Genomic DNA, 13,201 nt, shown 5'->3' with positions numbered 1-13,201 from the left:
CACATTCCGATAAAAGGAAGGCCCCCGCTGCACTGACAGCGGGGGCCTTTTGTTTAAATGTCTTATATCTTATTGCAGAAAGATCTCGTGCAGTTTATTGTCCAGCGCTTCGCCGCGTAAGCCTTCACCCACCACATTGCCTTCCGGATCGATCAGTACATTGTAAGGTATTCCGGTGAATCCAAAAGTAGTTACTGCTTTGCTGTCCCAGAAAGCCAGGTCACTCACATGCGTCCACTTCAACTGATCTTCCCTGATAGCTTCGAGCCAGTTCTCTTTCTTTTTATCGAGCGATACCCCCAGAATCGTAAAATTCTTATCCTTGTATTTGTTAAAGGCCGCTACCACATTTGGATTTTCTGCACGGCAGGGCTGACACCAGCTTGCCCAGAAATCAACCAATACATATTTGCCTTTGAAAGAAGAAATGGACACTTTTTTTCCATTTACATCGGGCAAGGTTAACTCAGGCGCCTTTTTACCCACCCAGGCATTTTGTTGCTCCTGCTCCGCTCTTATCTTTGCGATCTGTTCTTTGTAGGCATTATACCTTTTCTTCATTTCTGCCAGGTTCGAATCGCCTGCGTATTTCTGCGTAAGACTGTTCAGGGCAGTTTCAAACTCAGGTTGCGGCAATGTTTTGGCCGACCGGCCCAATACAAAAGCAGCCACTACCGGTTGGCTCGCATCGGTCATCATCCGCTTCATATATTCATTCAACTCCTTAATAGCGGCATTCTTGCGATTGGTAAGATTGATCAGGGTGCTGTCAGGAGCGCCTATACGTTTGAGGCTGTCGAGCTGGTTCATGGTATGCTCGGCGCTTACGCTTTTCATATCATAGGTGAAAATAAAATCCTGCAGTTCGCGGCTGGCTACCGAGCCGGCCACCGTATAAAATCTTTCATTCGCCATGTCAATATCAACGGTCATATTGGGAACGTCATTCACCACCGGGATCATGGGACCATCGAGAATTACAATATTGTACATGCCAATATGTTTGGCGGGCCCTTTTAAGGTGTAGGATCTTTTATCTGCTGAAACCGTTACTGAGTCCAGTTGAACCGGGGGAATGTCGCCGCCAAAAGGAACTTCATATAAGAACAGCGTTACCATTCCTTTTTTAACGGCATTCGGGTACAGGGCCGCTACTTTATCGAGGTTGGCTATGTTACCGGTTACCTCCAGGGTGCCTTTGTCTTTTTGCGAGCAGGCACTTACGGTAACCACCAGTATCATCAATAGCCAATGCGAAATTCGTTTCATCCGTGAATTTTTTATTTGTTTTTTTGCCGGATGGAAACCGGCAATAGTTATTGCAGCTTTTTCAAAAGAATATCATTGGTAAGTTTCGGATCGGCTTTCCCCTTCGATACCTTTTTTACTTCTCCTACAAACAAGCCGATCAGCCCTTTCTTACCTTTTTTATATTCTGCCACTTTATCGGGCATCTTGTTCAATACCTCTTCGATCCAGGCAGCCACATTCCCTTCATCTGAATCCTGTAACAGGTTCAGCTCTTTGGCTAATTGTAAGGGCTGCTTGCCCGGTTCTTTTAACAGGGCAGCAAACAGTTTCGTTGAAGCCACTGAGAAGTTCAACTGGTTGCTGTCGATGAGAGCAATCAGCGATGCAATAGCAGCTGCTTGCAGGGGAAAACCGGTAATGGATGCACCGGTTTCGTTCAGCCATGATTTAACAGGACCCAGCATCCAGTTGGCGGCTGCTTTATAATTGTCTGTATGTTCAATGATCTGTTCAAAATATACCGCCAGCTCTTTTTCATCCGTAATCACCCGGGCGTCGTATTCAGGTAACTGTAACTGTTGAGTATACCTGGCTACCCGCTCTTCAGGCAATGCCGGAATAGCGGCACGTACTTCCTGCAACAATTCGTCGGTGACCACAAAGGGCGTAAGATCAGGGTCAGCAAAATAGCGGTAATCGTTGGCGTCTTCCTTGGTGCGCAGGGCGAAGGTGGTGCCATTGCCGGCATCAAAGCTCCGCGTTTGTTGAATTACTTTTTCGCCTGCTTCCAGAATATCCACCAAACGTTTGGCCTCGAATTCAATGGCGCGTTTTACGTTCCTGATCGAGTTCAGGTTCTTCACTTCTACCTTGGTGCCGAGTTTGGGATCGCCTTTTTTGCGAACAGAGATATTGGCGTCACAGCGCATGCTGCCTTCTTCCATATTACCGTCACAGATCTCGAGGTAGCGAAGCAGCTTTCTCAATTCGGTAAGATATGCATAAGCTTCGTCGCCGCTGTGAATGTCTGGTTCAGTAACGATCTCTACCAGGGGAACGCCCGCGCGGTTATAATCCACACAGGTATTGTTGGCATCTACATCATGCAGGCTTTTGCCGGCGTCTTCTTCCATATGAATGCGGTTCAACCGGATATCGCGTGTCCCTTCCTGGGTGCGGATGGTTATATATCCACCCTGGCAAACCGGGGTAGTATGCTGCGACAACTGGTAGCCTTTGGGCAGGTCGGGATAAAAGTAGTTCTTGCGGGCAAAATAATTATGCCGGGTGATGGTGCAATTACAGGCAAGCCCTATTTTAACGGCATAGGCAATGGCCTTTTTATTCAGTTTGGGCAGGGTGCCGGGGTGGGCCAGTGTAATGGGACTGATATGTGTATTGGGCTCACCGCCAAACGCAGCACTATCGCCACAAAACAATTTGCTCTTTGTGAGTAACTGGGCATGCACTTCCAGACCAACAACTATCTCATATGCATCGTAATTTGTCGACATATTATTCTGATTGCCTAATGGTGAAAAATCAGGCAAAAATACCTCATTTCCGCCAATGGTATTTTGACAAAAAAGCCGCTCCGTCCCGTTGAGCCGGGAAGAACGGCTTTTTTTGGGTCGGGGTTATCCCCGGCGGCTATAGGGCTGATGTTTGAAAAAGACTTAGAGCGTGGCTGTCTTCAGTTTTTTAGGTGTTTTAACCTCAACGCTTTGCGTTTTTCCATTGCGGTTAAAGGTTATTTTAACAGCCGCTTTATCTTTTGATTCCCGGGCAGCACTGACCAGTTCATCTGCCGTATTCACTTTTTTACCATCAAACTCGGTGATCACATCATCTTCCTGGATGCCGGCTTTTTCAGCTGGTGATTCATCATCTACACTCAATACTTTGGCGCCTTTGCCATCTTCGGTATCCTGCGCTTTTATGCCCAGGCGGGGTCTGCCGCTGTTAGAAAATACCCGGGGACCGAAATCACCGTCTTTCCAGTCGAAATTGAAATTCGGGAATTCAAATTCATGCGGACGATAGGTCATGGCATTGCCTTTTCTTCTGCCTAAGGTAGCTTCCGTTTTATTCGTTTTGCCACTTCTTTCGTAGGTGATGGTAACCTTGTCTTCGGGTTTATGTTTGCCTATCACTTCTGTAAGGTCCTCGGGACTGTCGATCACCTCGTTCTCCACTTTTTTGATCACATCATTTTCCTTTAAGCCCGCTTTATCGGCTGCACTGCCTTCGGTCACTTTTTGTATAATGGCACCCTTTACATCCTTATCTTTTTCAGTGAACACCCCAAGCATGGCGCCTTCACGCAGGAATAACTGATTGTCGCCAAAGCTTAAAGTGCCTCCCTGCCCACGGAAAGGGGAGTGCGGAGCTGCTAATCCGTAAACTCTTGATCTTCCTTTTTTTATCACAATATCATCGTCGTCAAATTCATCCAGGGGTTTACCATTCACAATAACTTCATCGCCTTTCATTTCAATGGTGACCTTGGCGTCTTTGTCGCCCTTTCTTTTGATAATGATCTCATCATTATCAGTTATCCTGGTGGTCTTGTCCTTCTCTTTATCTTTTTCTTTATCCTGGGCGGCCAGGGGTTGGCACAGCATCAATGTTAAGATTGCCATAGCGGTGCCGGAGATCAGGAATCGTCTCATTGTATGTAGGTTTTTGATATTAATGAATATATGTACGTCGGCTTTCGTACATCAAATATAGGAAATTAATCGAAATACGAAAATTTTCGGAATTGTTAAGGTCTGCCGGTTCGCGGCTTGCTGCAATGCTTGTAACAAAAGCGAAGGTGGATGAAACAGTGCGCATCTTTCATAAGATAATTCCGGTTTCAAAGGGTATAACAATTCTCTGCAAAGGCTGGTTCAGCCTGGGTCTTACTGCTGGTAGACGCAGCCGCTTCGGGAAAGGGTTGCCCGCCCAAAAGTTAAAAAAATGAAAAGCTCAATAGTAGTTGAGCGGCAATAAAGAACCGGTGGTGTAAGCCGAAACGGTGGCCCGGCCAATCAAAAAGTTAGGGAGGTGACTGCGGTTTACTTTGTTTAGAGATTTTGATCCGATAGTACTCTGTTCTTCTCAACCTTGTGTGCTTTTTGAACCCGTCAACTATTTCTCCGGCTTATCCAACCCGGTGGCTAATCCCGTTGTCGCCAGGGCAATGGCCTTTACCACTTCCGCCAAAAAGGGGTAGTCAAGGGTTTCCCATTCATCGTTCAGGCTATGATAATATTTGTCAACCGGTGAAGAAGTAATGATCGTATGGGCGATTATGCCCCGTTTGGCGAAGGGATAATTGTCTGACCGGGCATATAAACTTTCCTGCCTGAACCGGTCGGGCCGGAAATATCGCTCTCCGTACTCGGGGGCCAGCTCGTATAGTCTTTTGTTGAGCAGTGCCTGCAGGTTCGACTGCTCCTCCCCGGTTATGTAAGGATATTTATTATCCTCCGATATCGGCCGCCCGATCATATCCATATTCACCATGGCAGTGACTACTTTAGGGTCGAAGGCCTCTGCGAGATGTTTGGAACCCAGCAGACCTTCTTCTTCGCCCGAAAAAGCAATAAAGATGATCGTTCGTTCGCGCCCGGGAACTTGTGCAAAATAGCGGGCGAGGTGAATCAGTCCGCTGATCCCGGAAGCATTGTCGTTGGCGCCGTTGTAGATCTTGTCCTCTTTTTCCGGTTTACCGCGTTCGGGTACATGATAGGGAATGGTGTGGTCTTTTGTACCTATGTGATCATAATGCGCGCTGAAAATTACCAGTTCCCCGGCTTTGGAACGGCCGGGTAAAGCGGCTACTACATTGAAGGCGGTTGCTTTATCATCGATGGTGAAGGGCATTATATAACCATCGTTGCCGGCTATGGGCAGGGCACCGGCTCTTTCAAATGCCGAGCTGATGTATAAAGCGGCGCGGGAAGCATGAACGGTGCCTGTAAGCCGTCCCTGAAAGCTGTCGGCCGACAATTGTTGAACCATTTCTTTCAGGGACGAAGGCGTTATGATAGAGTCAATACTTTTTGACTGGGCTGAACATATTGTAATATTCCAGGATAAGAGAAGGATCAGGCTTAACCGTGTATAACAGTATTGCATGCCCTAATTTACAACAAGCTTTTCACTTTCGTGATCACCTGCTGCAGGTTGCTGGCATCCTGTCCACCGGCGGTAGCCAGGGTCTTTTGACCGCCACCGCCACCTTTAATGAGCGGGGCAATATGTTCCTTAATGATCTTTCCGGCATCGAGCTGGCGGGCTGCTGCTACGGTGTCGGCAATACCTACAGCTACGAAGGGTTTGCCGCCGATATTGGCGCATAATACCACCACATGATCATTAAGGTTATTTTTCAGGTCGAAGCACAATTTCTTTAATGCATCGGCATTGCCTACTTCAACAATGTCGCCAACAAACGTAACGCCGTTAATGATCTCATCTTTATGCAGCAGCTCATTGCGGATGCCGACCAGCATACGGTTTTCCAGGTGCTCGAGTTTCTTCTTCAACTCGCTGTTCTCGGCCGCCATATGCTGTACTGCTTTCAACAGGTCGGCCGGGTTTTTCAGCTCTTCTTTTACCTGTTGCAGCTGGCTTAGCTGGTCATTGATATATAACTCAGCCGCCAGTCCGCAGATCGCTTCAATACGGCGTACGCCTGCTGCCACGGCTGATTCATGTTTTATTTTAAAGAGGCCCAGTTCACCGGTGGCGCCTACATGCGTACCCCCGCATAATTCCACGGAATAGGCAGGATCGATGATCACTACGCGAACGACATCTCCGTATTTTTCGCCAAAAAGCGCCATGGCGCCCAGTTTCAGGGCTTCATCCTTGGGCAGTTCTTTGATCACCACCGGAATATTCGCGCGGATCTTTTCGTTTACTATAGCTTCTACTTTGGCTATTTCATCACCCGTCATCTTAGCGAAATGCGAAAAGTCGAACCGCAGGTACTCCTCATTCACCAGCGAACCTTTTTGCGCCACGTGTGTGCCAAGTACTTTCCGTAAGGCAGCATGCAGCAGGTGGGTAGCCGAATGGTGAACGGCTGTACGGGCCCGGCGGCCGGTGTTGATGCGGGCGTCTACAATGCCGGTAATGTTGATGGGCAGCTTTTCAACAAAATGAATGATAAGGTCATTTTCTTTTTTGGTGTCTATCACCGCCACTTCTTCGCCTTCAAAGAAGAGGGTGCCCGTATCGCCTACCTGGCCACCGCTCTCCGCGTAAAAGGGCGTTTTGCTGAGCACCAGTTGGAAAGAGCTTTTTCCTTTAGCGGTCACTTTCCGGTATTTCAGCACTTTGGCTTCCGCCTGGCTTTGATCGTAGCCTACAAAGCTGGTGCTGCCCTCTTCACCCAGAACAACCCAATCCTCAGCGCTGATCGCTGTAGCGGCGCGGGCGCGGTCTTTCTGTTGCTGCATTTCGGCTTCAAACCCTTTCTCGTCTACCTCCAGCTTATTTTCACGGGCAATAAGGCGGGTTAAGTCAATCGGGAAGCCATATGTATCGTACAACTCAAAGGCTGATGAACCATTGATGACCTTGTTCCTGGCCGAACTGATGATCTCATCGATCTTTTTCAGTCCTTTTTCCAGTGTGCGCAGGAAAGCATCTTCTTCTTCCTTCACCACTTTGGCAACAAAATCCTGTTGCTGTTGCAGTTCGGGGAAAACAGTTTTGAATTGCTCAGCCAGCACGGGCACCAATTGGTGCAGCAATGGTTGTTTATAATCTAAATAAGAATAATAATAACGAACGGCCCGGCGCAAAATGCGGCGGATCACGTAACCAGCCCCGGTATTGGAAGGCAGTTGGCCATCGGCAATGGTAAAACTGATGGCGCGCAGATGATCGGCCAGCACGCGGAACGCCACCGCCTGGTGCCAGTCGGCACTGGTGGATGGCGGGGTGTTGGGATCGTATTTCTTTTTCGTGATCTGCTCAATGGCCGCGATGGTGCCGGTGAACACATCCGTATCGTAGTTCGATTGTTTGCCCTGCAGTACGCGAACCAGGCGTTCAAGGCCCATCCCGGTATCCACATGTTTGGCGGGCAGGGATTCAAGGCTGCCGTCTTTTTTCCGGTTAAACTGCATGAACACGTTGTTCCAGATCTCGATCACCTGGGGGTGGTCTTTGTTTACCAGCTCGGCGCCGCTTCGTTGGCTTCTTTCTTCCTCGCTGCGGCAGTCTACATGTATTTCAGAACAGGGACCGCAGGGGCCCGTATCGCCCATTTCCCAGAAATTATCTTTTTTATTACCAGCCAGAATACGGTCGGCAGCTATCAGTTTGGCCCATTCGTTATAAGCTTCTTCATCTTTAGGCAGCTTTTCAGCGGCATCACCTTCAAAATAAGTGACATATAACCGGTCTTTCGGTATTTTATATACTTCGGTGAGCAATTCCCAGCTCCAGGCAATGGCTTCTTTTTTAAAATAGTCGCCAAAGCTCCAGTTGCCCAGCATTTCAAACATGGTATGGTGGTAGGTATCCACACCCACTTCTTCCAGGTCATTGTGTTTACCGCTCACCCGAAGGCATTTCTGGGTGTCGGCCACCCGGGGGAAGGGGGCTTTTTTATTGCCGAGGAAATAATCTTTGAACTGGTTCATACCTGCATTGGTAAAAAGCAGGGTAGGGTCGTTCTTTACCACAATAGGAGCCGATGGTACAATTTCGTGTGCTTTCTTGCGGAAAAAATCCATGAAAAGCTGTCGTATTTCTGCGCTGGTCATCATAAAACGGAACGATCTTTGATAAAATTGGCACTTAAGCCTTTATATTTGTAAATGTTACCGTTTTGGGGCAACGGCTGCAAAGGTAACTTAAATTTGGGCTGTTTTGCTGAAAAGCAACCTTGGTAATCGGCTTGTATCCATGAAGAAAATCAAGTACTACTACAATACCAATACTCTCCGATATGAAAAACTGGAGACTCCGCTGCATGTAAAGCTGCTGCGGGTGCTCGGTTTTATATCGGCCGCTATAGTTACCTCAATTATAATCGTTTCCATCGCTTACCGGTATTTTCCTTCCACTAAGGAAAAAGCATTGATGCAGTATAATGAGCAGCTGCAGGAGCGCTATTGGGTGCTCGATGAGCAGGTTGCCAAAATGCAGCAGCGCATGAACCAGCTGGAAGAACGCGATAATGATATTTACCGCACGATTTTCGAGGCCAATCCCATTCCCGACAGTACGCGGGCCAGGGACCTGGCCCAGCAAAAGGAAATGGAAATGGTGGCCAGCATGACCAATTATGAGCTGGAAAACTCTATTGTACACTCCCTCCGCAACCTGGAGAACCGCATGGCGGCCCAGGAGAAATCATATGTTGAAATAACTGGATTTATTAAAAACAAAGAACAGTTGTTAGCGTGCACGCCGGCCATTCAGCCGGTGAGCAACAGCGATCTGAAACGCGTAGCCTCCGGCTTTGGTTACCGCATCGATCCGGTATACAAAACCGTGAAATTCCATGGCGGTCTCGATTTCGCCGCCCCGCAGGGAACACCGATCTATGCCACCGCCAACGGCGTTGTTAAAGTGGCCGGTAACCTGGGCAATGGCTATGGTAACCACGTAGTGCTGAACCATGGCTATGGCTATGAAACGCTCTACGGCCACATGTACCGCATCAAAGTAAAACCCGGTGAACGCATTAAACGCGGTGAGATCATCGGTTGGGTAGGCAGTACCGGTAAATCAACAGGCCCCCACTGCCATTACGAAGTACATAAGAATGGCCGCCACCTCGATCCCGTTTACTTCTTTTATAATGACCTTTCCCCTGAACAATTTGACCGCCTGTTGAAGATGTCTTCTTCAAGCAACCAAAGCTTTGATTAGGTTCCGGTTGCCGGTTACCGCGTACCGGTTTTCATGTATTCATGCGATGTTTCTATGAAATGTTACAGGTTTCAGGATACAGGTTTCGGCGTTACTTTTAACTGGCAACAGCATACATTCAAAGGCTTTGTCAGTCTTGTCCATTCCCCGGTCTTTCCCAGTCTTGCAATGGCCCATTGCCAACTCATCTTCACTTTTTAATTGTTCATCAAACAATTTTAATGGCAGCCATGTTATTGGCTATCGTTTGTCTGTTGTCTGAATAAGCCACTGGCTTTCAGCAGTTGGTGACTTGTATTCATTCACCATTGACCATTGACTATTGACCATTGACCGTTTCTGACATTTATATGACTGCTAAACCCAATAAAGCATTGGGAAATTAACATTGGACCTGTAAATTTGCACGCGAATATGTATAATCCGCCTGATATACTTTCACTGGCTTACAAGCAACCGATCATGCACGATCAGTTACAGCTGTTGCAGGAAAAAGAGCAACAGATGCCTGGTTCGGTTCAGTATGCTATCAAAAGATACCGGAAACATTCCCAATGGAATATTGAGGATACGGGTGTACTGGTATATCATTACAAAAAAGCGGCGCCGCAGGACAACTATGTGGAGCTTCGTTTTTGTATTGCGGGTAATATGTATTGTAATAAGAAAGAAGTTGAGTGCGACAACTGCAAGCTCAATACATCAAAAAGCTGCGCTGAAAGGGTTGAAAGCATCGATGTGATGAGCTTCCGTTTCTCCGCAGTGCACTTAACACAATTTGTAAAACCCGGTAAGGGAAAGACCATTACCGACGAGGTATTGCAATTTGTTCATCCTTCCTCATTTTCAAAGATCCTGCCTTTATGCGGCCGCACCCGCCAGGTGCTGGAAGCATTACTGAGCCATTCTTATACAGATAGCCTGGAGAATATTTTTATCAACGGCCAAAGCCAGATGCTGTTGCTGTACAGCCTCGAGTGTATGCTGGGCGATGATAAAGAGATCGAATCGTTCCAGTGCAAATTCCTGGCGAATGAAGCCGATCGCGAAAAGATCGTTAAGGCCCGGGAAATCTTACTGCAACATATTGGTGAGCCCATTACGATCAAGGAACTCAGCCGAAAAGTGGCCATCAATGAATGTTATCTCAAAAAAGGCTTTAAAGAATTATACGGAACGACCATCTTCGACTTCTACCAAAGCCAGCGCATGGAACATGCACGGTACTTATTATACGAAAAAGGACTTACCGTAACCGAAGTTTCAATGATGCTGGGCTATTCTTCCATTTCCCATTTCTCAACAGCATTTAAGAAACAAACCGGGTTGAAACCCTGTGAACTGTTATTGCATTAATTGCGGAAGCGGAATGTGCAACGCTTAAGGCGAAATGCAAATGACATTAAATATTCCCGGATAAACAGGAGCTATGTATTCAACGTTCGGCGCTGGGCGTTCCCTCTTTTTCTATTCCTTCCGCGCTGCACTAAAAATATTTTGCCCAGTTTTTTCTCATTGCGTAAACCATTTTACCAATTGTATAAAGCGAAATTGAAGATGTAGGTGCATTTTTGTTGCTTACCGTCCTTGGTTGGCGCAATTTTATAATATGACTGTTAAAAAGATCATTGGAAAAGTTCACTTGTGGCTGGGGTTTACTTCAGGGATCATTGTTTTCATTATTGCCGTTACAGGCTGCTTATATGCATTTCAGGCAGAAATAAGTGCCATGACTGGAAAAAATTTCCGGAAAGTGGTTCCGCAGGAAAAAACTTACCTGCCGCCTACCCAAATCAAGCAGATCGCCGAAGCGAAGCTGCCCGGCAAACACCTGCACAGTGTGCAGTACGGAGCAAAAGATCAGGCGGTGGTAGTGACCTTTTACAGTGTTGAACCCGAATATTATTATACCATTTATGTGAATCCCTATTCCGGCGAGGTGCTGAAGGTGAAGAATATGGACCGCGATTTCTTCCGCATCGTGCTGATGGGCCATTATTACCTGTGGCTGCCGCATGAAGTAGGCCAGCGCATCACCATCTATGCCACCATCATTTTTGTGGTGATGATGATCACAGGTATCATTTTATGGTGGCCAAGGAATAAAGCGGCTGCCAAACAACGCTTCCGCATTAAATGGAGCGCCGCCTGGCGCCGGAAGAATTACGACCTGCATAATGTGCTTGGTTTTTATATGACCTGGGTGGTTATTTTCATGGCCATTACCGGACTCATATTCGGATGGCAATTGCTGGCAAATGCTATTTACAAAACCGCTGGCGGCGAAAAATCACTGACTTACCAGGAACCTTTGTCAGACACTTCGAAATTTGCCCGGGCGGTTTCCATGCCGGTCGACAAACTATGGGTGCAGATGCAGCAGGAACACCGGGATGCCGAGACCATCGAAATGCATTTCCCCGCCACTGATTCCTCTTCTATTGAGGTGGCGGTGAATACAGATGCCGACACCTACTGGCGAACCGATTACCGCTTCTTTGACCAGTACACCATGAAAGAATTGCCGGTTGACCATATCTACGGCCGTTTCAAAGACGCTAAAGGCGCGGATAAGTTGTTGCGTATGAATTATGACATCCATGTAGGTGCTATATGGGGCTTGCCCGGAAAGATCTTAGCTTTTTGCGGATCGCTTATTGCGGCCAGTCTGCCCATTACCGGTTTCATGATCTGGTGGGGTAGAAGAAAGAAAAAGCCCTCTCGATAATCGAGAAGGCTGTACTAATCAAATACCATTAACCATTAAACCTTATCCTATGAAAACACAAAGATACATATAAAATCATTCATATGTATCTTTGTGTTTTCATTTTAGAACTTATTAACAAAGATCAAGTCGTTTATACTTTTAACCGGATCCGCCGTTTTTCCAGCAAACCCGTCAGCAGGATGATCAGCAGGGCAAAAGCCAGAGATTTGACGATACCAACGCCCCCCGCCAGCAGCAATGCGGGTAAGCCCAGTCCCGCCAACTGAAACAATGGATAGAAAATATAGGGCAGTAAATAGGCAGTCAGCGTACTGGTACCGGCGGGTTTTATAATGGCAAAGCCCTGCTTTTTGTTTTTACGGTCAATCAGCCAGACCAGGGCGACAAAGACCAGGATGCTGATGCCGGTGCAGATCATTACCCACGAAGGAGTAGCCCGGATCTTGGAGATCCCTGCCAGGGGCCTGATCGCAAATCCACCGGCTAACATCAATACGCCCATTAGCAACAGTACCATAAAGCAGGTATTGTATTTCCCTTTTTCCGCAAACTGTGCATACACAACTGCTGTAATGATGCCGGCGATGGTAAGCGAAGGCGAGGAGCCGTCGCCGGTGATCCAGATATAGGGCCTCACCGGTTCCAGCACCTGCAGCCATCCTGCTTTTGCTGCTATATTAAATACAGTAAAGAAGATAAGCGATCCTGCCAGTACCGGCAGCTTTCCTTTTCCATATAGGAATATAAGGGCCGACAGCAGGTAAGACCACCCGATGAGCCCCAGGATGCCCCACCAGTGTGGCTTTAACCAAACCGTTTCTCCGTTTTCACTGCCTTTGTAAGTGATGGCCAAAAACAGCAGCAGCAAAATACCCGATCCCTGCAGCAATCGCTTTTTTTGTTTTGATAAAGAAGGTGCATAATCGAGCCAGATCAGGAAATAACTGGTCGTGAGCAGGATCTCCCAGATGCCTTTGGGCAGCAAGGCCGCTTGATTATTATAATTTTCCAGGTTTACGTGAAAGAAACCCATTGCCAGCAATGCAAGGGTGCGTACCAGGATATGCCCGAGAATGCTGGTTTGCGAAGCACCCTTCGACCAGCGGTTGCCTATTGCAAAGGGAATTGAAAGGCCGACAATAAACAGAAAGGCTGGAAATACCGTATCGGCCAAACCCATACCGTCCTCCGCCGCCTGGGTATGCTCAAGCCATTGGGGAATATTGGTGAGGGTCCAAAGGTCATTTACAAAGATCATCAGGAACATGGTCAATGCTCTGAATACATCAATAGAAGCAAGTCGTTGTTTAAATGAGGGCATACTATTGGGTT

The 13,201-nt window shown here is 47.4% G+C and carries 9 protein-coding genes; 3 read left to right on the top strand and 6 right to left on the bottom strand.

What is annotated here, in order from left to right:
* Nucleotides 1–69: 69 nt before the first annotated feature.
* From JT717_RS06970 to alaS, 5 genes are all read right to left on the bottom strand, one after another.
* Nucleotides 70–1,269, bottom strand: a complete 1,200-nt coding sequence (locus tag JT717_RS06970) for a TlpA family protein disulfide reductase (protein ID WP_205509478.1) — start codon at nt 1,267–1,269, stop codon at nt 70–72.
* A 47-nt stretch (nt 1,270–1,316) separates the two neighbouring features.
* Nucleotides 1,317–2,765, bottom strand: coding sequence for an Asp-tRNA(Asn)/Glu-tRNA(Gln) amidotransferase subunit GatB (gene gatB, locus JT717_RS06965; RefSeq protein ID WP_205509477.1), 1,449 nt, complete (start codon nt 2,763–2,765; stop codon nt 1,317–1,319).
* A 162-nt stretch (nt 2,766–2,927) separates the two neighbouring features.
* Entirely contained in the window at nt 2,928–3,923 is a 996-nt protein-coding gene (locus JT717_RS06960; protein WP_205509476.1) for a PDZ domain-containing protein, read from the bottom strand.
* 463 nt (nt 3,924–4,386) lie between these two features.
* On the bottom strand, nt 4,387–5,379 hold the full coding sequence (locus tag JT717_RS06955; RefSeq protein ID WP_205509475.1) for a M20/M25/M40 family metallo-hydrolase: 993 nt from the start codon (nt 5,377–5,379) through the stop codon (nt 4,387–4,389).
* An 8-nt stretch (nt 5,380–5,387) separates the two neighbouring features.
* Entirely contained in the window at nt 5,388–8,024 is a 2,637-nt protein-coding gene (gene alaS / locus JT717_RS06950; protein ID WP_255552933.1) for an alanine--tRNA ligase, read from the bottom strand.
* 142 nt (nt 8,025–8,166) lie between these two features.
* On the opposite strand from alaS, the gene JT717_RS06945 reads away from it, so the two are divergent.
* The 3 genes from JT717_RS06945 (at nt 8,167) to JT717_RS06935 (ending at nt 11,866) form a co-directional block, all read left to right on the top strand.
* Entirely contained in the window at nt 8,167–9,138 is a 972-nt protein-coding gene (locus JT717_RS06945; RefSeq protein ID WP_240347873.1) for a M23 family metallopeptidase, read from the top strand.
* A 414-nt stretch (nt 9,139–9,552) separates the two neighbouring features.
* A complete protein-coding gene (locus JT717_RS06940) occupies nt 9,553–10,494 on the top strand; it encodes a helix-turn-helix domain-containing protein (protein ID WP_205509472.1) in 942 nt (313 codons plus the stop codon).
* A 253-nt stretch (nt 10,495–10,747) separates the two neighbouring features.
* Nucleotides 10,748–11,866, top strand: a complete 1,119-nt coding sequence (locus tag JT717_RS06935) for a PepSY-associated TM helix domain-containing protein (RefSeq protein WP_205509471.1) — start codon at nt 10,748–10,750, stop codon at nt 11,864–11,866.
* Between the two features lie 133 nt (nt 11,867–11,999).
* Here the strand turns inward: JT717_RS06935 and JT717_RS06930 are convergent, their stop codons facing one another.
* Nucleotides 12,000–13,190 carry a DUF5009 domain-containing protein gene (locus JT717_RS06930; protein WP_205509470.1) on the bottom strand — a complete coding sequence of 397 codons (1,191 nt, stop codon included), beginning with the start codon at nt 13,188–13,190 and terminating at the stop codon, nt 12,000–12,002.
* Nucleotides 13,191–13,201: the final 11 nt, after the last annotated feature.

It is taken from the genome of Longitalea arenae (assembly GCF_016924755.1).
GTDB lineage: Bacteria > Bacteroidota > Bacteroidia > Chitinophagales > Chitinophagaceae > Niastella > Niastella arenae.
Note: the sequence above shows the minus strand (reverse complement) of the source record. Positions and strands in the feature narration are given on the sequence as shown.